Raw genomic sequence first — 16,701 nt, forward strand, 5'->3', positions numbered from 1 at the left:
ATAAGTAGTGATTCGTAGAAGATGCGAATAATGTGCTGCTTAAAGGCTATAAGATAGCTGTAGCTAAGGCACGTAGTGAGAAAATAGTATTGCTGGCGTAGCTCAGTAGGTAGAGCAACTGACTTGTAATCAGTAGGTCCCGGGTTCGATTCCTGGTGCCAGCACCATCTGGATCTAGTCCTCATTACTGGACTAAGGCTATTGACTTTAGTCATGCCATGACAGAAAATGGCGTTCTTTTGGGAGGGGTTCCCGAGCGGTCAAAGGGATCAGACTGTAAATCTGACGGCTCTGCCTTCGAAGGTTCGAATCCTTCCCCCTCCACCAGTATTGTGATAAAAAAGTGAGCAGGCGGGTGTAGTTCAATGGTAGAACTTCAGCCTTCCAAGCTGATAGCGTGGGTTCGATTCCCATCACCCGCTCCAAGTTTTATGACAGTCTGTTATATACAGGCTGTGGTTAAAAGCCCACATAGCTCAGGTGGTAGAGCACTTCCTTGGTAAGGAAGAGGTCGTTGGTTCGAGTCCAGTTGTGGGCACCATACAGGTACAACTTTTAATGGGGAGATCTTTCGATGGCGAAGGAAAAGTTTGAGCGTAAGAAGCCGCACGTAAACGTGGGAACGATTGGTCACGTAGACCATGGGAAGACCACATTGACTGCAGCGATTACCACGATTATGGCAAAGAAATTTGGTGGTACAGCGAAGGCGTATGACCAGATTGATGCGGCACCAGAAGAACGCGAGCGCGGTATTACGATATCAACGGCGCATGTTGAGTATGAATCAGCAAATCGCCACTATGCCCATGTGGATTGCCCTGGCCATGCTGACTATGTAAAGAACATGATTACCGGTGCGGCTCAAATGGACGGCGCTATTTTGGTAGTATCAGCAGCGGATGGTCCGATGCCCCAAACCCGTGAACATATATTGTTATCACGTCAGGTTGGTGTTCCCTATATTGTAGTGTTTATGAACAAAGCGGATATGGTTGATGATCCGGAGTTGTTAGAATTGGTTGAGATGGAAGTACGCGACCTATTAAGCAGCTATGAGTTTCCTGGAGATGACATACCTATAATAGTAGGTTCAGCATTAAAAGCATTGGAAGGGGATACTAGCGAGATTGGCGTACCAGCGATTGAGAAATTAGTAGAGACGATGGACTCCTATATTCCTGAACCAGTAAGAAACATTGACAAGAGTTTTCTATTACCGATTGAAGATGTGTTCTCGATATCTGGTCGAGGAACGGTAGTGACGGGTCGTGTTGAGAGTGGCATTGTTAAAGTTGGTGAAGAAGTTGAAATTGTAGGTATTCGCGATACTCAAAAGACGACATGTACAGGTGTAGAAATGTTCCGGAAGCTGCTTGACGAGGGTCGTGCAGGTGATAACGTTGGTGTCTTGTTGCGAGGAACGAAGAGAGACGAAGTTGAGCGTGGTCAAGTATTGGCGAAACCAGGAACCATCAAGCCTCATACTAAGTTTGAAGCAGAAGTTTATGTTCTGTCTAAAGATGAAGGAGGTCGTCATACCCCATTTTTCAATGGCTATCGTCCGCAGTTTTATTTCAGAACGACAGATGTTACAGGTTCATGCGAATTACCAAGTGGTATAGAGATGGTAATGCCAGGTGATAACGTTCAAATGACAGTTAGCCTGCATTCACCAATTGCTATGGACGAAGGGTTGCGTTTTGCAATTCGTGAAGGTGGTCGCACAGTTGGGGCCGGTGTAGTCGCAAAAATTATTGAGTGATAATGATGAGCAACAATCAAAATATTAAAATACGTCTTAAATCGTTTGACCATCGACTAATTGACTCGTCAATTCGTGAGATTGTTGAGACAGCAAAACGTACGGGGGCGCAATTGCGTGGCCCCATACCTTTGCCAATTAAGAAAGAAAAATTTACAGTGCTGATTTCGCCGCACGTTAATAAGGATGCGCGGGATCAGTATGAGTTGCGTACTCACAAACGCCTGGTTGTTATTGTGCATCCTACAGAAAAAACAGTAGATGCGTTGATGAAGCTTGATCTGGCTGCTGGAGTTGACGTGCAGATTAGCCTTGACGATGAATAATGTTGAGGCCAAAAGTTATTAACGAGGTGTTAGAATGACGATTGGGTTATTAGGCCGTAAAATCGGTATGACACGGGTATTTACAGAGGATGGTATATCAATACCGGTTTCTGTGGTTGAGGTGGTTCCAAACCGTGTATCACAAATAAAAACTATTGATAATGATGGGTACACTGCAGTTCAATTAACTGGTGGTGCTAAAAAATCTAGCAATGTTAACAAACCACTAGCTGGACATTTTGCCAAAGTTGAGATTGATGCCGGTGATATGATATGTGAATTCCGCGTAGATACCATCGATGATTTTACTGCAGGTCAAGTGATTTCTGTTCATGATGTGTTCAATGACGGACAGTTTGTTGATGTCGCAGCAACAACGAAGGGTAAAGGTTTTGCTGGTGGCGTGAAAAGACATAATTTCCGCACTCAAGATGCTACCCATGGTAATTCGCGATCTCATCGTGTGCTTGGTTCTATTGGACAAAATCAGACGCCTGGCCGTGTATTTAAAGGTAAAAAAATGGCTGGCCACTTGGGAAATGTACGTTGCACAACTCAAAGTTTAGAAATTGTTCGTGTGGATAAAGAGCGTAATCTTCTTTTGATAAAAGGTGCTATCCCTGGTTGTCCTGGTGCACGTGTTGAAGTGCGGCCCGCAGTTAAGAAGAAAGGGGGCAAATAATGGAAATTAAAACAATAGATACCAATACACAGCTTAAAGTAAATGAAGAAGTATTTGGTTATGCTTATAATGAAGGATTAGTGCACCAAGCTGTAGTTACCTTTATGAACAATGCTCGCAGCGGTAATAGTGCTCAAAAAACGCGTGCTGAGGTTCGTGGTGGTGGTAAAAAGCCATGGCGTCAAAAAGGTACAGGTAGAGCGCGTGCTGGTACAATCCGAAGCCCGTTATGGCGTTCAGGTGGTATTATTTTTGCGAAAAAGAAACGTGATTATAGCCAAAAAATTAATAAAAAAATGTACAAACGTGCATTGCGTAGTATAATCTCTGAACTTCATCGCGCAGGTAACCTTGTGGTAGTTAGTGATTTTCAATGTGAATCACATAAGACTAAAGATTTTATCAAGAAGATGAATGAATTAGACTTGCAAAATGCTTTAATCGTTATGCATGAAGTTGGTGAACACGAATATTTGGCTTCTCGTAATTTGATTGACTATGACATTTGCGACGTTATGTCGTTAGACCCTGTAAGTTTGCTAAGTTTTGAAAAAGTACTGATGACAGAAGGTGCCGTTAAGATTTTAGAGGAGCAGTTACAATGAATGCTGAACGTATATTAATGGTTCTACGTGAACCACATACCTCTGAAAAGGCAACTGTAATGGCTGATAAATATAAGCAGTTTACTTTTAAAGTGCTCAAAACAGCAACTAAACAAGAAATTAAACAAGCAGTTGAACATATGTTTAATGTCAAAGTGAAATCTGTATCCGTAATTAATGTAAAGGGTAAAAGAAAACGATTTAAGCAATTAAATGGCAAACGTAGTGATTGGAAAAAGGCTTTTGTTGCTTTACAAGAAAATTACGACATCGATTTTACCGTGACTGAATAAGGCAGATTAAGATGGCATTATTAAAATCTAAACCAACTTCACCTGGAAAACGTGGTGAAATTCGAGTTGTCCATCACAATATTCATAAAGGACAGCCCTATGCTGGTCTGGTTGAGAAATTAAATAAAACTGGTGGACGTAATAACCAAGGTCGAATTACTGTTCGACATATTGGTGGCGGTATTCGTGCTAAATATCGTATAATTGACTTTAAAAGAAACAAAGATGGTATTGAAGCAAAGGTTGAAAGATTGGAATATGATCCAAATAGATCTGCTTTAATTGCCTTAGTGGTTTACAAAGACGGGGAACGGCGTTACATTATCGCACCAGCCGGAATGAAGTCTGGTGACATTATTGTAAGTGGTGAAGACTCACCTATTAATAACGGTAATTGTTTGCCTTTAAGAAACATCCCTGTAGGTACTACAATTCATTGCGTAGAGCTTAAACCTGGTAAAGGCGCTCAGATGCTAAGAAGTGCTGGTTGCAGTGGACAAATCGTTGCAAAAGAAGGTGTATATGCAACTCTGAAGCTACGTTCAGGTGAAATGCGCAAGGTCTTAAGTTCTTGTAGAGCTGTTATCGGTGAAGTTAGTAATAGCGAACACAGTTTACGTGCTCTTGGTAAAGCGGGTGCAAAACGTTGGCGTGGCATTAGGCCTACCGTTCGAGGTGTCGCGATGAACCCAGTCGATCACCCTCATGGTGGAGGAGAAGGTCGTACTTCTGGTGGTCGTCATCCAGTAACTCCATGGGGTATTCCTACTAAAGGATATAAAACACGTAGTAATAAGCGTACTGACCGTTTTATCGTCAGAAGACGTAAGAAGAAATAATTAGCTAAGAGGATATCAAGGTGGCACGTTCTATAAGAAAGGGTCCGTTTGTCGATCACCACTTAATCAAAAAGGTTGAAGCGGCGATCGAATCTAAATCTAAGAAACCAATAAAAACTTGGTCCAGGCGCTCAACCATAGTACCTGAGATGATTGATTTAACTATCGCAGTGCATAATGGTAAGGATCATGTTCCTGTTTATATTACAGATAACATGGTTGGCCATAAACTTGGTGAGTTTGCCATGACTCGTACATTCAAAGGTCATTCTGGTGACAGAAAGGCAAAAGGCAAGTAAGAGGCAATGATGGAAGTAACAGCAAAATTAAAAAATGCACCACTTTCTGCCCAAAAGGGCAGATTGATCGCTGATATGATTCGTAAAATGGACGTTTCTAACGCTATTGACGTTTTGAAATTTACTCCCAAGAAGGGTGCGCACCTTATGCTAAAATTATTGGAATCTGCAATTGCTAGTGCAGAAAACAATAATGGTGCAGATATTGACGAATTAAAAGTAGGTGTGGTTTGTGTGGATGAGGCGCCGACTCTTAAAAGAATCAGTCCACGCGCGAAAGGTCGTGCTAATCGTATTTGTAAACGTACCTGCCATATCACCATTAAAGTATCTGACGAGGAATAGCAATGGGACAGAAAGTAAACCCTATAGGTATCAGATTAGGTATCGTTCAAGATTGGAATTCAAAGTGGTATGCAAGTAAAAACTATGCCCAACTCCTCAATGAAGATATTAATCTGCGTAAACACCTAAAAAAGAAGCTCATGACGGCAGCAGTTAGTAAAATTCGCATTGATCGTCCAGCTAGTAATGCAGTGGTTACAATTCATACTGCAAGACCAGGTGTTATTATTGGAAAAAAAGGTGGCGGTATTGAAGCTCTAAGAAGTGAAATTGCTTCTAAGCTTGGTGTTCCTGTTCATTTGAACATTGAAGAAGTAAGAAAGCCGGAATTAGATTCGACTTTAGTCGCAGAAAGCATCGCACAGCAGTTAGAGCAACGCGTCATGTTCAGACGAGCAATGAAGCGGGCAGTGACTTCAGCTATGAAAGCTGGCGCTAAAGGAATTAAAATATGTGTTAGTGGTCGACTAGGTGGTGCAGAAATAGCTCGTAGTGAATGGTACCGTGAAGGACGAGTTCCTCTACATACTTTCCGTGCTGATGTTGATTATGGTACTGCTGAAGCTAAAACTACCTATGGGATCATAGGCGTTAAAGTATGGATCTTCAAAGGCGAAGTGCTTCCTCAGAAGAAACGTAATGCTGAAAGTGGTAAGTGAGTGAGGAATTACAGTCATGTTACAGCCGAAACGTACAAAATATCGTAAACAAATGAAGGGCCGCAACCGTGGTTTGGCTCAGAGAGGTTCAAAAGTAAGCTTTGGTGAATTTGGATTAAAAGCCTTGGAAAGAGGACGTTTGACTGCTCGACAAATCGAGGCTGCTCGACGAGCTATGACTCGTCATATCAAGCGTGGTGGAAAAATTTGGATTCGAGTATTTCCTGATAAGCCAATTACCCAAAAACCACTTGAAGTCCGTCAAGGTAAAGGTAAAGGTAGTGTGGAATATTGGGTGGCACAAATTCAACCGGGTAAGGTTTTATTTGAAATGGAAGGTGTTAGTAGAGAGTTGGCTATGGAAGCATTTGATTTAGCCAAAGCTAAGCTACCATTCAAAGTAGTATTTGAAGAGCGCAAGGTGATGTGATGAAAGACATTAAAGAGTTAAGAGAGTTGACACCTGATGAATTACAAGCCGAGCTTATCTCCCTTCGTAAAGATCAATTTAACTTGCGTATGAAAAAAGCGAATGGTTCTTTGGAAAAGACTCATCTTATTCCTAAAGTTCGAAAAACTATTGCACAAGTTAAAACAATTATGACTCAGAAGGTAGGAAAGCGTCATGACTAATAGTGAAAGTAACGCCAGAACCATCGTAGGCAAAGTCGTTAGTGATAAAATGCAAAAGACTATTGTTGTTATGGTTGAGCGCACTGTAAAACATCCCAAGTATGGAAAAATCATGAAGCGTCGAACTAAACTACATGCTCATGATGAAAATCAAATTGGTAAAGTTGGAAATATTGTAAGAATTCGCGAATCTCGACCACTCTCTAAAATGAAAAGTTGGGTACTAGTTGAAGTAATTTCCTAATATTCATTTTGATTACTTTTAAAATAGTAAGAGGCCTGATATAATCAGCAGCCTTTTTCTGGTCGAATTTAGAGCTGGAGAATAAAATGATACAAATGCAGACAGTGCTCGATGTTGCCGACAACAGCGGGGCACGTAAAGTGATGTGTATCAAAGTGCTTGGTGGATCACATAGACGGTATGCCCGTGTTGGTGATGTAATTAAAGTAAGCATTAAAGATGCAATACCACGTAGCAAAGTAAAAAAAGGCGCCGTGATGAAAGCGGTAGTTGTCAGAACAAGTCAAGGTGTTCGCCGTGACGACGGTTCTCTTATTCGTTTCGATGGTAATGCGGCTGTACTTTTAAACAACCAAAACGAGCCTATAGGTACACGTATATTTGGACCTGTAACTCGTGAGCTAAGAGAGCGGTTTATGAAAATCATTTCTCTTGCTGCTGAAGTATTGTGAGAAGGATTAGTTATGAAGCGTATAAGATCAGGTGATACTGTAATTATTATCGCCGGAAAGAGTAAAGGTCACGTAGGCAAGGTAACCAAGGTTTTTGACAGTGGTGTAGTTGTTGAGGGTGGTAACATGATTAAAAAACATGTGAAACCTAATCCCCAGTTAAATCAACAAGGTGGGATTGTCACGCGTGAAGCCCCTGTCCATGTGTCCAATGTTGCCATGTATAATCCAGTCTCTAAAAAGGCAGACAAAGTAGGGTTTAAATACCTCGAAAAGGATGGCAATAAACATAAAGTTCGTTATTTCAAATCAAATAACGAAATTATTGATCTTGTCTGATAGGTGACAGAAATGGCTAGACTTAAAGATTTTTATAAAAAAGATGTAGTGCCAATGATGGTAAAACGATTTGGCTACAAAAGTATAATGGAAGTACCCAAAATTCTCAAAATTACATTGAATATGGGTGTTGGTGAAGCCGTTGGTGATAAAAAAGTTATGAACCATGCGCTTGAGGATATGACTTTAATTGCTGGTCAAAAGCCGGTTGTTACCAAAGCAAAAAAATCTTTGGCTGGATTTAAAATTCGCGAAGGTTGGCCTATTGGTTGCAAAGTAACCTTAAGACGTGAGCGCATGTATGAGTTTCTTGATCGTTTGATTACTATCGCTCTGCCTCGTGTTCGCGATTTTCGTGGCTTAAATCCAAAATCATTTGATGGAACAGGAAACTATAGTATGGGGATTCATGAGCAATTGGTTTTCCCAGAAATTGACTTTGACAAAACCGATGGCATTCGTGGTTTAGATATCTGCATCACAACCAGTGCTAAGACGAATGAAGAAGCGAAGGCTTTGTTAGAAGCGTTCAACCTGCCTTTGAAAGACAGAGATAAACACTAAGAAAGGGTAATACTGTGGCTAAAAAATCGATGCTCGCCCGCGAACTTAAAAGAGCTAAACTTGTCGCGAAATACAAAGAGCGTAGGAACGAATTAAAAGTTTTGATTAAGTCGTCTACTGATTTTGATGAAATTATGGAAGCACAGGCTAAGCTAGCTAAGCTTCCCGTTAATTCTAACCCAGTGCGATATAGTACACGTTGCCAGCAATGTGGGCGTCAGCATGCCGTTTACCGCAAATTTGGTCTTTGCAGGATTTGCCTAAGACAGCAGTTAATGACCGGTAATGTAACTGGTGGTCGCAAATCCAGCTGGTAAATTTTATTCTATGGAGAACAACTGTGAGTATGCATGATCCTGTTGCTGATATGTTGACTAGAATTCGCAATGGTCAGCAAGCTAAACATCAGAGCGTAACCCTGAATTCATCTAAATTGAAAGAGGAAATAGCCAGGGTATTAAAAGAAGAAGGTTATATATTAGATTACAATGTACAGCTTCTTGAAAATAATGTTAAAACGATTACGTTACAATTAAAATACTATCATGGTAAGCCTGTAATTGAGCGTATTTTGCGTATTAGCCGCCCTGGTTTGCGAATTTATAAATCATTCAAGGAGTTACCTTCAATTCCTGGTTTTGGTGTTGCCATTCTTTCTACCTCTAAAGGGGTAATGACTCATATAGCAGCTAAAAGACAGGGCGTTGGTGGCGAAATTCTTTGTGAAGTGGCCTAATACTAGAGAGGAATGATATGTCTAGAGTAGCAAAAGCCCCAATTAATTTACCTGCTAATGTTGAGCTGACTATTGGAAAAGATACTTTAACAGTAAAAGGTCCTAAAGGATCTTTGGAACAGCACTATAACAAGCTTGTAAACATTAGCAAAAGTGAAGAAAGCGATAATGTAATATTATTTAAACCCGCCTCTAATGATCCTAGTGCATGGGCGCATGCTGGTACAGTACGTGCCTTAGTGAACAATATGGTTAAAGGCGTAACCAATGGCTTTGATATCACGTTAGAGCTGATTGGCGTGGGATATCGTGCTCAAGCGAGTGGTAAGGCGATAACTTTATCTTTAGGCTTTTCCCACCCAATTGAATATACCTTACCTCAGGGAGTTACTGCTGAGACACCGAATAATACAACCGTTGTAATTCGTGGAGTCGACAAGCAATTGCTGGGTCAGGTCGCTTCTGAAATTAGAGGTTTTAGACCACCTGAGCCTTATAAAGGTAAAGGGATTCGATATGCTGGCGAAATTATTATTCGTAAAGAAGCCAAAAAGAAATAAGGTGTAAGAGATGAAGAATAAAGAAGCAGCCCGTATAAGACGTGGTTTAAAGGCGAAAGCCATTCATCGTCGTAACCCCGATAAGGCAAGACTTGTCGTCTATAGAAGTGGTACACACATCTATTCTCAGATTGTTGCTCGTGGTGAAAATGGTGACGTTGTACTTGTCTGTTCTTCTACAATGGATAAGGAGCTTAAAACTAAGCTTTCAGGCACCAAAGTAGAACAAGCCCAGCAAGTTGGCAAATTGTTAGGTGAACGAGCCAAGGCTAAAAATATAGATAAAGTTTCTTTTGACCGTGCTGGGTATAAATACCACGGTAGAGTTAAGGCTTTAGCCGACGGCGCTCGAGAAGCTGGGTTGAATTTTTAAGGAACGGTTATGGCAGCATTTGATGAAATTCAAAAGAGTGACGGCTACCAAGAGAAATTGGTATCTGTAACGCGTACAGCCAAAGTAGTAAAAGGTGGACGTGTTTTTGGCTTTGCCGTACTAGTAGTAGTAGGTGATGGTAAAGGTAAAGTAGGTTTTGGTCGTGGAAAGGCTAGAGAAGTACCAGTTGCTATTATGAAAGCAATGGAACAAGCCAAAAAGAATATGACATATATTCCGCTTGCAGGTACAACAATACATCACGAAATTACTTGGAACTACGGTGCTTCTAAAGTATTCATGAAGCCTGCAAGTGAAGGTACCGGTATTATTGCTGGTGGTGCAATGCGCGCTGTACTGGAAGTTTTAGGTGTACAAAATATTTTGGCAAAAAGTATTGGCTCTACTAATCCAAGCAATATTGTACGTGCCACTATTAATGCACTGACTAATATCGGGACTCCTGATTATGTAGCTGCCAAACGTGGTAAAACAGTTGCAGAAGTAATGGCGGAAGAATAATGAGCAAACAAATCAAAATCACTTTGGTTAAGAGCGTTATTGGCCGTAAACCAAAGCACATACAAATAGTAAAGCAACTTGGCTTAGGCAAGTTAAACAGCAGCGTAATTCAACAAGACAATCCTGCTATTAGAGGATTGATAAATGTTGTTAATTACCTGGTACAAGTTGAGGAGTGTGCGTAATGAATTTAAATACACTATCTCCAGATCCTGGTTCACGTCCTGGACGAAAGCGCCTTGGTCGAGGAATTGGCTCTGGTTCAGGTAAAACTTGTGGCAAAGGACATAAAGGTCAAAAGGCTCGTGCGGGCGGATTTCATAAAATTAATTTTGAAGGTGGACAAATGCCTATTCAGCGTCGTCTACCCAAAATGGGCTTCAAATCCAGAGTTGCACGGACCATCGATCAGGTTACTCTAGCTGAGTTAGTCGCATTAAGCTCAGAAAGTATTAACCTTCAAACACTGAAAGACGCAGGCTTGATCAATAAATCCATTAAAGATGTGAAGGTTATTCTTTCAGGTGAGTTGAATGTTCCACTTAAAATAAAGGGATTGCGCGTAACTAAAGGTGCACGTGCTGCAATTGAAAAAGCTGGTGGCAGTATTGAAGAGTAACTATGAATAACCAAAAGCAAGCATCAAGCCAATCCCGAGGTGGATTGGCGGAATTAAAATCGCGGTTGTTATTCGTAATTTTAGGAATATTAGTCTATAGACTAGGTGCACATATTCCAGTACCCGGTTTGGACCCTCAGAAATTAGCTAATTTTTTTGGTGAGCAACAAAATACAATTTTTGGCTTGTTCAACATGTTTTCTGGTGGTGCTTTATCGCGAGTAACCGTGTTTGCCATAGGAATTATGCCCTATATTTCTGCATCAATTATAATACAACTATTTTCCGTTGTTTCGCCAAAACTGGAGCAACTGAAAAAAGAAGGTGAATCAGGACGCAGAAAAATTAATCAGTATACACGTTACTTGACACTGGTTTTGGCTATATTTCAATCTCTGGGAATGGCTAGATGGCTTGCAGGTCAACAGATAGCGTTACATGCTGATGTATTTTTCTATTTTACTGCTGTAGTTACCTTAGTTACAGGCACAATGTTTTTAATGTGGCTTGGTGAGCAAATAACTGAGAAAGGTGTAGGCAACGGGATATCTTTGATTATATTTTCTGGGATTGTATCTAGTATGCCGCATGCGATTGCATCAGTTTTTCAACAAGTAAAAGAAGGACAAATGCAAGCGCTTACACTATTGCTGGTTGGTGTAATTGTAGTATTGGTTACTGGGTTTGTTGTCTTTATGGAAAGAGCTCAGCGACGCATACGTGTCAATTATGCACAACGTACTCATGGTCGTAAAGTATACGCTGCACAAACTAGCCACTTGCCCTTAAAAATTAATATGTCAGGGGTCATACCGCCAATTTTTGCATCAAGTATTATTTTATTACCAGCAACTCTGGCGCAGTTTTTTGCAAAAGGTAAAGGTATGGATTGGTTGGCAGATATAGGGATGGCGCTATCTCCTGGACAACCTCTTTACTTGATTATTTACGCGATTGCAATTTTGTTCTTTGCATTCTTTTATGCTGCTTTGGTATTTAATCCCAAAGATACAGCTGATAATTTAAAGAAGTCCGGGGCTTATATTCCTGGTATACGCCCTGGTGAGCAAACAACTCGATATATTGATTCAGTAATGACACGCTTAACACTTGTTGGTGCTATATATTTAGTGTTAGTGTGCTTATTACCACAGATTTTAATGTTTACCTGGCATGTGCCTTTTTATTTTGGTGGAACCTCGCTGTTAATCATTGTGGTCGTAATTATGGACTTTGTAGCTCAAGTTCAAGCTCATCTTATGACACAGCAATATGATTCTTTGATGAAGAAAGCCAATTTTAGAGGGACCAAGTTGCCCGGTCTTTTATGATTATTATCGGAGTTTTTAATGAAAGTTAGAGCATCAGTAAAACGACTCTGTCGTAACTGCAAAATTATTAAACGTAATGGAACTATTCGCGTTATATGCAAAGATGCAAGGCATAAACAAAGACAGGGATAAATTCTTGCTTGATTTTAGTTCATTATAATAGTATTCTTCTGTCCCTTTCTGACAGAGCAAAATAACGTTCGGAGAGACTAATGGCTCGTATTGCAGGTGTTAATATACCGGATCACAAACATATTGTGATAGCCCTTACATCGATTTATGGGATTGGCAAAACAACAGCGGCAAATTTATGTAAAACAGTAGGTGTTGATGCGTCTACAAAAGTATCGCAATTATCTGAGGAAAAACTCGAAGCTTTGCGTACAGAAATCGCCAAGATGACTGTTGAAGGTGATTTGCGTCGTGCGGTTAATATGAATATTAAGCGACTTATGGACCTCGGCTGCTACCGTGGACTTCGTCATCGACGTGGTTTGCCATTAAGAGGACAGCGCACAAAAACAAATGCACGTACTCGAAAAGGTCGACGTAAAGCTAGCAATATCTAATTATATGTAGGAAAACAAGATGGCTATAAATAAGGCAAAGCAGCAAAAAACTAGAAAGAAGGTAAAAAGAATAGTGTCTGATGGCATTGTTCACATTCATGCTTCTTTTAATAATACCATTGTTACTTTTACTGACCGTCAAGGTAACGCCTTATGCTGGGCTACTGCTGGTGGCTCAGGTTTTCGTGGCTCAAGAAAAAGCACACCTTATGCTGCTCAGGTTGCAACTGAAAAAGCATCTGCAGTAGCAAAGGAATATGGTATGAAATCTGTAGCTGTATTCATTGATGGTCCTGGGCCAGGTCGCGAATCAACTATTCGTGAACTGATTTCACAGGATTTTAAAATTGTAGAAATAACTGATGTGACTGGCATACCTCATAATGGATGTAAGCCACCTAAAAAACGTCGTGTATAAGTTCAGGAGTTTTTAATGGCTAGATACCTTGGTCCAAAATGTAAATTATCACGTAGAGAAGGCACCGATTTATTCTTAAAAAGTGGTGTTCGCGACCATAAATCAAAGTGTAAATCTGAAAAGTTACCAGGACAACATGGCGCTAACAAGCCTCGTCTAAGTGACTATGGTGTTCAATTGCGTGAAAAGCAAAAAATTAGACGTCTTTATGGCATTCTGGAAAAGCAATTTCATAACTATTATAAAAAGGCTGCTAGACAATCTGGTTCTACTGGTGAAAACTTAATGGTTCTTCTGGAAAGACGTCTTGACAATGTTGTGTATAGAATGGGTTTTGCCAGCACTCGCGCCGAGGCTAGGCAATTAGTTGCACACAAGGCGATATTGGTTAATGAGCAGGTAGTTAATATTCCATCTTACTTGGTGAACCCTGGTGATGTTGTTTCTATACGTCAAAAGGCTAAAGGGCAAGGTCGAATTCAGGCTGCGGTTGCGCTTTCTGAACAACGCGCTCCTTGTGACTGGTTAACTGTTGATTCAAGTGCTTTTAAAGGTACTTTTTCAACTGCACCAACATTGAATGATTTATCTGCCTATTATAACGTTAATTTAGTTGTAGAACTTTACTCTAAGTAAGCTCGGAGACAAACCGAATGGACATACAAGAAATGATGACGCCATCTGTACTTAAAGTAGATGCTAAGTCGCCTTACCACTCACGAGTCGTTCTTGAGCCTTTAGAGCGTGGCTATGGTCATACCCTCGGTAATGCGCTAAGACGAATTCTCTTATCATCTATGCCAGGTTATGCAATTACCGAAGTATCCATTGATGGCGTGCTGCATGAATACAGTACTATTGAGGGTGTTCAGGAAGATGTTGTAGACATCCTCTTAAACTTGAAACAAGTTGCTATTAAGCTTACAACTGGTAAGGAAGCTACTTTAACTTTAAGCAAACAAGGTCCATGTCAGGTAACGGCAGGTGATATCCAATTAACTCATGGTCAGGAAATTATTAACCCTGAATTAGTTATTGCTACATTAAATGAAAATGGTAAATTGAATATGACCTTAAAGGTAGAAAAAGGTGTTGGATTCCATTCTACCGATTCTTTTGTCAGAACTTTCGATGATGAAATTGAACAAAAATCAGTTGGTAAATTGAAACTAGACAATACTTTTTCACCTGTCAAAAAAGTTGCTTACTTTGTTGATAGTGCACGTGTTGAAAATAGAACGGACTTAGATAAGTTAACTATTGATTTAGAAACTGATGGTACACTTGATCCGGAGGAGGCTATTCGTATTTCTGCCTCTATATTGCAACGTCAGTTACATGCTTTTGTTGACATGAAGTTTGAAGAGTCTCGTACTGACAATAAGGAACGAAATGACTTCGATCCTATTTTGCTAAGACCGGTTGATGATTTGGAACTTACTGTACGTTCCGCAAACTGTCTAAAAGCAGAAAATATTTATTATATTGGTGATTTGGTTCAAAAAACTGAAAATGAACTGTTAAAAACACCAAATTTAGGAAAAAAATCTCTCACAGAAATTAAAGACGTACTTGCTTCACGCTCTTTATCTCTGGGAATGAAGCTTGAAAATTGGCCGCCAGCAAATCTTGGCGAGTAATATTTAGGAGTTTGTTATGCGTCACCGTAATTCAGGCCGTAGTTTTAGCCGTACAAGTAGCCATAGAAAGGCGATGTTTTCCAACATGTGCACTTCATTAATAGAGCATGAGTTGATTAAAACCACATTGCCAAAGGCAAAAGAGCTACGACGATATATCGAGCCTCTGATCACTGTCAGTAAAAAGGACTCTGTTGCCTCAAGACGTTATGTTTTTGACCGATTACGCTCTAAAGGTGCTGTCGGAAAATTATTCACGATTTTAGGCCCCCGTTATGTAGAACGTCCAGGAGGCTATGTAAGAGTTTTAAAGTGTGGCTATCGTCCTGGCGATAACGCGCCCATGGCTATCGTGGAATTGGTTGATAGACCCATGGAAGAAGCTGAAGATTGACTTTATGATTAACAGAAACGCCCGCTTATGCGGGCTTTTTTGTTAATTGCAACATAATCGATTTATATATTCAATTAGTTTCATAAGTTGAAATAAAGTGATGCATGAGTTGTAAGCAATTTGTTAAAATGATAATAGAGTGCTTATTTTTTTTATTTGCTAAATCCTGATAAAGAAATATTAATAACTCGTAAAATGAACTTACACCAATGCTTAATAGAGCTAGAAAGGCGAAGGTCAAGAACGCTCTAAGACTCTTTACCGGTATGCAATTCACTCTCTATATCTTACCCGGGCTCGAGAAGCAATGTCAGGATATGTTAGAAGAAATTGAGGTACACTTAGTAAACGAGAAAATTAAAGCGGGTACCGTTCATCCGACGGATAGGAGAATTGGAGTTTATAGTTCCATTCGTCATCCTGGTAAAACATATTATCATAAAGCAACAGATCCAAAACTGGAAACTTATAATCCTGATAATATTGACGATCCATTCAGTTTCCTTAAAAACGCTTTCTTCCACGGAAATCATGCAAGATGAAGAGGTTAAGGCGATTCTTAAACAAACAACTAGTACTCAGGGTCTAGTAGCTTTGTTAAAAACAAAAAAATTTATTGCGCCATTGGCATTCAAGGCACTTGCTGGACAGAAGGAAAATATTGTTAGCTATATAAAAACAGTCCCTTTAGAGTCTCGACGAGAACTAATAGATGAATGTTTAGATAAATCTACAAATTTAGGTGCATTGTTTAGAGTACAGCGTGGTTTTTTACTCCCAAGCTAGGGAGGGGAACATTGAAACAAATAGAAAGGATTAATTTAACAATAAAAAGTAACACACTAGAGCATTTTAAAAATGCACCTTGATGCCCATTAAAGTCATCAAGGTTGCAAGGCGGTTTAGTGAAGCATAAATTTCCTGATATTTAGTTTAAAACGGAATATCATCATCTAATTCTTCAAATGCTTCTTGAGGTGCTTGGGTAGCTTGTGGCTTACGGTTCATACCCTGATTCATTGGTGCCCCAGCAGCGGCCGGCATCTCGTCAAAACCTGATGAACCAGACTTGGCATCCAGCATTTGAAGATCACTCGCTACAATTTCTGTAGTATAGCGATCTTGTCCTTGTTGATCTTGCCACTTTCTAGTACGTAAACTGCCTTCAACATAAAGTTTAGATCCCTTGCGAACATATTCGCCAGCTATTTCACCTAAACGGTTAAAGCAAACCACGCGGTGCCACTCTGTACGTTCCTGTTTATCGCCAGTTTGTTTGTCTTTCCATGTTTCGCTAGTTGCAAGCGATATTGTTGTTACGGCATTGCCGTTGGGCATATATCTGACATCGGGATCTACCCCGACATTGCCTATTAGAATTACTTTATTAATGCCACGTGCCATGCTTTAGTCTCCTGTATGCGAAAGTTAGAGCAGAATTATAACTAATCTGAGGCCGATTGCGTAGGCGTGAGAGAAGTTTCATTCAAGCTA

Annotated in this window: 32 protein-coding genes and 4 tRNA genes; 35 read left to right on the forward strand and 1 reads right to left on the reverse strand. The window is 40.2% G+C overall.

Features of this window, described 5'->3' with window-relative positions:
• Positions 1-91: 91 nt before the first annotated feature.
• The 35 genes from Ljam_RS10825 to Ljam_RS10990 all read left to right on the forward strand — a co-directional run bounded on the left by Ljam_RS10825 (position 92) and on the right by Ljam_RS10990 (position 15,993).
• Positions 92-167 (forward strand) — tRNA-Thr (locus Ljam_RS10825).
• Positions 168-242: 75 nt separating this feature from the next.
• Positions 243-327: transfer RNA gene (locus tag Ljam_RS10830), tRNA-Tyr, on the forward strand.
• Between the two features lie 24 nt (positions 328-351).
• Positions 352-425: transfer RNA gene (locus tag Ljam_RS10835), tRNA-Gly, on the forward strand.
• A 40-nt stretch (positions 426-465) separates the two neighbouring features.
• A tRNA-Thr gene (locus Ljam_RS10840) sits at positions 466-541 on the forward strand.
• A 33-nt stretch (positions 542-574) separates the two neighbouring features.
• The gene (tuf, locus tag Ljam_RS10845; RefSeq protein WP_058450036.1) at positions 575-1,765 is read left to right on the forward strand and encodes an elongation factor Tu; all 1,191 of its coding nucleotides are present in this window, start codon (positions 575-577) and stop codon (positions 1,763-1,765) included.
• A gap of 5 nt (positions 1,766-1,770) precedes the next feature.
• Entirely contained in the window at positions 1,771-2,091 is a 321-nt protein-coding gene (rpsJ, locus tag Ljam_RS10850; protein WP_028373277.1) for a 30S ribosomal protein S10, read from the forward strand.
• Positions 2,092-2,125: 34 nt separating this feature from the next.
• Positions 2,126-2,773 carry a 50S ribosomal protein L3 gene (rplC, locus tag Ljam_RS10855; protein ID WP_058450037.1) on the forward strand — a complete coding sequence of 216 codons (648 nt, stop codon included), beginning with the start codon at positions 2,126-2,128 and terminating at the stop codon, positions 2,771-2,773.
• Positions 2,773-3,378, forward strand: coding sequence for a 50S ribosomal protein L4 (gene rplD, locus Ljam_RS10860; RefSeq protein ID WP_058450038.1), 606 nt, complete (start codon positions 2,773-2,775; stop codon positions 3,376-3,378). The genes rplC and rplD overlap by 1 nt, the downstream gene beginning before the upstream one ends.
• Positions 3,375-3,671, forward strand: coding sequence for a 50S ribosomal protein L23 (rplW, locus tag Ljam_RS10865; RefSeq protein ID WP_058450039.1), 297 nt, complete (start codon positions 3,375-3,377; stop codon positions 3,669-3,671). Before rplD ends, rplW begins: the two co-directional genes overlap by 4 nt.
• 11 nt (positions 3,672-3,682) lie before the next feature.
• A complete protein-coding gene (gene rplB / locus Ljam_RS10870; RefSeq protein WP_058450040.1) occupies positions 3,683-4,510 on the forward strand; it encodes a 50S ribosomal protein L2 in 828 nt (275 codons plus the stop codon).
• Positions 4,511-4,530: 20 nt separating this feature from the next.
• The gene (gene rpsS / locus Ljam_RS10875) at positions 4,531-4,809 is read left to right on the forward strand and encodes a 30S ribosomal protein S19 (protein WP_058450041.1); all 279 of its coding nucleotides are present in this window, start codon (positions 4,531-4,533) and stop codon (positions 4,807-4,809) included.
• A 9-nt stretch (positions 4,810-4,818) separates the two neighbouring features.
• The gene (gene rplV / locus Ljam_RS10880; protein ID WP_058450042.1) at positions 4,819-5,154 is read left to right on the forward strand and encodes a 50S ribosomal protein L22; all 336 of its coding nucleotides are present in this window, start codon (positions 4,819-4,821) and stop codon (positions 5,152-5,154) included.
• A gap of 2 nt (positions 5,155-5,156) precedes the next feature.
• Positions 5,157-5,813 (forward strand): 30S ribosomal protein S3, encoded by a 657-nt coding sequence (rpsC, locus tag Ljam_RS10885; protein ID WP_058450043.1) that lies wholly within the window; start codon positions 5,157-5,159, stop codon positions 5,811-5,813.
• Between the two features lie 16 nt (positions 5,814-5,829).
• Positions 5,830-6,243 carry a 50S ribosomal protein L16 gene (gene rplP / locus Ljam_RS10890; protein WP_058450044.1) on the forward strand — a complete coding sequence of 138 codons (414 nt, stop codon included), beginning with the start codon at positions 5,830-5,832 and terminating at the stop codon, positions 6,241-6,243.
• Positions 6,243-6,446 carry a 50S ribosomal protein L29 gene (rpmC, locus tag Ljam_RS10895; RefSeq protein ID WP_058450045.1) on the forward strand — a complete coding sequence of 68 codons (204 nt, stop codon included), beginning with the start codon at positions 6,243-6,245 and terminating at the stop codon, positions 6,444-6,446. The genes rplP and rpmC overlap by 1 nt, the downstream gene beginning before the upstream one ends.
• On the forward strand, positions 6,439-6,690 hold the full coding sequence (gene rpsQ, locus Ljam_RS10900; RefSeq protein ID WP_058450046.1) for a 30S ribosomal protein S17: 252 nt from the start codon (positions 6,439-6,441) through the stop codon (positions 6,688-6,690). Before rpmC ends, rpsQ begins: the two co-directional genes overlap by 8 nt.
• 86 nt (positions 6,691-6,776) lie before the next feature.
• Complete coding sequence (gene rplN, locus Ljam_RS10905; RefSeq protein WP_028388517.1) at positions 6,777-7,142, forward strand: 50S ribosomal protein L14; 366 nt, start codon at positions 6,777-6,779, stop codon at positions 7,140-7,142.
• Positions 7,143-7,154: 12 nt separating this feature from the next.
• Positions 7,155-7,481 carry a 50S ribosomal protein L24 gene (gene rplX / locus Ljam_RS10910; protein WP_058450047.1) on the forward strand — a complete coding sequence of 109 codons (327 nt, stop codon included), beginning with the start codon at positions 7,155-7,157 and terminating at the stop codon, positions 7,479-7,481.
• 12 nt (positions 7,482-7,493) lie between these two features.
• Positions 7,494-8,045 (forward strand): 50S ribosomal protein L5, encoded by a 552-nt coding sequence (rplE, locus tag Ljam_RS10915; protein ID WP_058450048.1) that lies wholly within the window; start codon positions 7,494-7,496, stop codon positions 8,043-8,045.
• A gap of 14 nt (positions 8,046-8,059) precedes the next feature.
• Complete coding sequence (gene rpsN / locus Ljam_RS10920; protein WP_058450049.1) at positions 8,060-8,362, forward strand: 30S ribosomal protein S14; 303 nt, start codon at positions 8,060-8,062, stop codon at positions 8,360-8,362.
• Between the two features lie 29 nt (positions 8,363-8,391).
• On the forward strand, positions 8,392-8,781 hold the full coding sequence (gene rpsH, locus Ljam_RS10925) for a 30S ribosomal protein S8 (RefSeq protein ID WP_202967571.1): 390 nt from the start codon (positions 8,392-8,394) through the stop codon (positions 8,779-8,781).
• Positions 8,782-8,798: 17 nt separating this feature from the next.
• Positions 8,799-9,341, forward strand: coding sequence for a 50S ribosomal protein L6 (gene rplF, locus Ljam_RS10930; protein WP_058450051.1), 543 nt, complete (start codon positions 8,799-8,801; stop codon positions 9,339-9,341).
• A 10-nt stretch (positions 9,342-9,351) separates the two neighbouring features.
• Positions 9,352-9,714 (forward strand): 50S ribosomal protein L18, encoded by a 363-nt coding sequence (gene rplR / locus Ljam_RS10935; RefSeq protein WP_058450052.1) that lies wholly within the window; start codon positions 9,352-9,354, stop codon positions 9,712-9,714.
• Between the two features lie 9 nt (positions 9,715-9,723).
• Positions 9,724-10,236 (forward strand): 30S ribosomal protein S5, encoded by a 513-nt coding sequence (gene rpsE / locus Ljam_RS10940; RefSeq protein ID WP_058450053.1) that lies wholly within the window; start codon positions 9,724-9,726, stop codon positions 10,234-10,236.
• Entirely contained in the window at positions 10,236-10,421 is a 186-nt protein-coding gene (gene rpmD / locus Ljam_RS10945; RefSeq protein WP_058450054.1) for a 50S ribosomal protein L30, read from the forward strand. The genes rpsE and rpmD overlap by 1 nt, the downstream gene beginning before the upstream one ends.
• Positions 10,421-10,855, forward strand: coding sequence for a 50S ribosomal protein L15 (gene rplO, locus Ljam_RS10950; RefSeq protein ID WP_058450055.1), 435 nt, complete (start codon positions 10,421-10,423; stop codon positions 10,853-10,855). The genes rpmD and rplO overlap by 1 nt, the downstream gene beginning before the upstream one ends.
• Before the next feature lie 2 nt (positions 10,856-10,857).
• Positions 10,858-12,186 carry a preprotein translocase subunit SecY gene (gene secY / locus Ljam_RS10955; protein WP_058450056.1) on the forward strand — a complete coding sequence of 443 codons (1,329 nt, stop codon included), beginning with the start codon at positions 10,858-10,860 and terminating at the stop codon, positions 12,184-12,186.
• A gap of 18 nt (positions 12,187-12,204) precedes the next feature.
• On the forward strand, positions 12,205-12,318 hold the full coding sequence (rpmJ, locus tag Ljam_RS14975) for a 50S ribosomal protein L36 (RefSeq protein ID WP_074881809.1): 114 nt from the start codon (positions 12,205-12,207) through the stop codon (positions 12,316-12,318).
• 80 nt (positions 12,319-12,398) lie between these two features.
• A complete protein-coding gene (gene rpsM, locus Ljam_RS10960; RefSeq protein WP_058450057.1) occupies positions 12,399-12,755 on the forward strand; it encodes a 30S ribosomal protein S13 in 357 nt (118 codons plus the stop codon).
• 19 nt (positions 12,756-12,774) lie between these two features.
• Positions 12,775-13,173, forward strand: a complete 399-nt coding sequence (gene rpsK, locus Ljam_RS10965; protein WP_058450058.1) for a 30S ribosomal protein S11 — start codon at positions 12,775-12,777, stop codon at positions 13,171-13,173.
• A 15-nt stretch (positions 13,174-13,188) separates the two neighbouring features.
• Complete coding sequence (gene rpsD / locus Ljam_RS10970; RefSeq protein WP_058450059.1) at positions 13,189-13,809, forward strand: 30S ribosomal protein S4; 621 nt, start codon at positions 13,189-13,191, stop codon at positions 13,807-13,809.
• A 17-nt stretch (positions 13,810-13,826) separates the two neighbouring features.
• On the forward strand, positions 13,827-14,813 hold the full coding sequence (locus tag Ljam_RS10975) for a DNA-directed RNA polymerase subunit alpha (RefSeq protein ID WP_058450060.1): 987 nt from the start codon (positions 13,827-13,829) through the stop codon (positions 14,811-14,813).
• Positions 14,814-14,829: 16 nt separating this feature from the next.
• Positions 14,830-15,207, forward strand: coding sequence for a 50S ribosomal protein L17 (gene rplQ / locus Ljam_RS10980; protein WP_058450061.1), 378 nt, complete (start codon positions 14,830-14,832; stop codon positions 15,205-15,207).
• Between the two features lie 317 nt (positions 15,208-15,524).
• Positions 15,525-15,749, forward strand: a complete 225-nt coding sequence (locus tag Ljam_RS10985) for a hypothetical protein (RefSeq protein WP_131762470.1) — start codon at positions 15,525-15,527, stop codon at positions 15,747-15,749.
• Entirely contained in the window at positions 15,739-15,993 is a 255-nt protein-coding gene (locus tag Ljam_RS10990) for a hypothetical protein (RefSeq protein WP_058450063.1), read from the forward strand. Before Ljam_RS10985 ends, Ljam_RS10990 begins: the two co-directional genes overlap by 11 nt.
• A gap of 147 nt (positions 15,994-16,140) precedes the next feature.
• Here the strand turns inward: Ljam_RS10990 and ssb are convergent, their stop codons facing one another.
• Positions 16,141-16,611, reverse strand: a complete 471-nt coding sequence (gene ssb, locus Ljam_RS10995; protein WP_058450064.1) for a single-stranded DNA-binding protein — start codon at positions 16,609-16,611, stop codon at positions 16,141-16,143.
• Positions 16,612-16,701 lie beyond the last annotated feature (90 nt).

This window comes from Legionella jamestowniensis, assembly GCF_001467745.1.
Classification (GTDB): Bacteria; Pseudomonadota; Gammaproteobacteria; order Legionellales; family Legionellaceae; genus Tatlockia; species Tatlockia jamestowniensis.

Coding starts and splice junctions, on each gene's coding strand:
- rplV (WP_058450042.1), top strand. CDS start 4,819: ATGGAAGTAACAGCAAAATTAAAAAATGCACCACTTTCTGCCCAAAAG.
- rpsM (WP_058450057.1), top strand. CDS start 12,399: ATGGCTCGTATTGCAGGTGTTAATATACCGGATCACAAACATATTGTG.
- tuf (WP_058450036.1), top strand. CDS start 575: ATGGCGAAGGAAAAGTTTGAGCGTAAGAAGCCGCACGTAAACGTGGGA.
- rplE (WP_058450048.1), top strand. CDS start 7,494: ATGGCTAGACTTAAAGATTTTTATAAAAAAGATGTAGTGCCAATGATG.
- rplX (WP_058450047.1), top strand. CDS start 7,155: ATGAAGCGTATAAGATCAGGTGATACTGTAATTATTATCGCCGGAAAG.
- rplF (WP_058450051.1), top strand. CDS start 8,799: ATGTCTAGAGTAGCAAAAGCCCCAATTAATTTACCTGCTAATGTTGAG.
- rplO (WP_058450055.1), top strand. CDS start 10,421: ATGAATTTAAATACACTATCTCCAGATCCTGGTTCACGTCCTGGACGA.
- rplW (WP_058450039.1), top strand. CDS start 3,375: ATGAATGCTGAACGTATATTAATGGTTCTACGTGAACCACATACCTCT.
- rplN (WP_028388517.1), top strand. CDS start 6,777: ATGATACAAATGCAGACAGTGCTCGATGTTGCCGACAACAGCGGGGCA.
- secY (WP_058450056.1), top strand. CDS start 10,858: ATGAATAACCAAAAGCAAGCATCAAGCCAATCCCGAGGTGGATTGGCG.
- rpsQ (WP_058450046.1), top strand. CDS start 6,439: ATGACTAATAGTGAAAGTAACGCCAGAACCATCGTAGGCAAAGTCGTT.
- rplR (WP_058450052.1), top strand. CDS start 9,352: ATGAAGAATAAAGAAGCAGCCCGTATAAGACGTGGTTTAAAGGCGAAA.
- rplQ (WP_058450061.1), top strand. CDS start 14,830: ATGCGTCACCGTAATTCAGGCCGTAGTTTTAGCCGTACAAGTAGCCAT.
- rpmD (WP_058450054.1), top strand. CDS start 10,236: ATGAGCAAACAAATCAAAATCACTTTGGTTAAGAGCGTTATTGGCCGT.
- ssb (WP_058450064.1), bottom strand. CDS start 16,611: ATGGCACGTGGCATTAATAAAGTAATTCTAATAGGCAATGTCGGGGTA.
- rpmC (WP_058450045.1), top strand. CDS start 6,243: ATGAAAGACATTAAAGAGTTAAGAGAGTTGACACCTGATGAATTACAA.
- Ljam_RS10985 (WP_131762470.1), top strand. CDS start 15,525: ATGTTAGAAGAAATTGAGGTACACTTAGTAAACGAGAAAATTAAAGCG.
- rplD (WP_058450038.1), top strand. CDS start 2,773: ATGGAAATTAAAACAATAGATACCAATACACAGCTTAAAGTAAATGAA.
- rpsK (WP_058450058.1), top strand. CDS start 12,775: ATGGCTATAAATAAGGCAAAGCAGCAAAAAACTAGAAAGAAGGTAAAA.
- rpsC (WP_058450043.1), top strand. CDS start 5,157: ATGGGACAGAAAGTAAACCCTATAGGTATCAGATTAGGTATCGTTCAA.
- rplP (WP_058450044.1), top strand. CDS start 5,830: ATGTTACAGCCGAAACGTACAAAATATCGTAAACAAATGAAGGGCCGC.
- rpmJ (WP_074881809.1), top strand. CDS start 12,205: ATGAAAGTTAGAGCATCAGTAAAACGACTCTGTCGTAACTGCAAAATT.
- rplC (WP_058450037.1), top strand. CDS start 2,126: ATGACGATTGGGTTATTAGGCCGTAAAATCGGTATGACACGGGTATTT.
- Ljam_RS10975 (WP_058450060.1), top strand. CDS start 13,827: ATGGACATACAAGAAATGATGACGCCATCTGTACTTAAAGTAGATGCT.
- rpsH (WP_202967571.1), top strand. CDS start 8,392: ATGCATGATCCTGTTGCTGATATGTTGACTAGAATTCGCAATGGTCAG.
- rpsD (WP_058450059.1), top strand. CDS start 13,189: ATGGCTAGATACCTTGGTCCAAAATGTAAATTATCACGTAGAGAAGGC.
- Ljam_RS10990 (WP_058450063.1), top strand. CDS start 15,739: ATGCAAGATGAAGAGGTTAAGGCGATTCTTAAACAAACAACTAGTACT.
- rpsE (WP_058450053.1), top strand. CDS start 9,724: ATGGCAGCATTTGATGAAATTCAAAAGAGTGACGGCTACCAAGAGAAA.
- rpsJ (WP_028373277.1), top strand. CDS start 1,771: ATGAGCAACAATCAAAATATTAAAATACGTCTTAAATCGTTTGACCAT.
- rplB (WP_058450040.1), top strand. CDS start 3,683: ATGGCATTATTAAAATCTAAACCAACTTCACCTGGAAAACGTGGTGAA.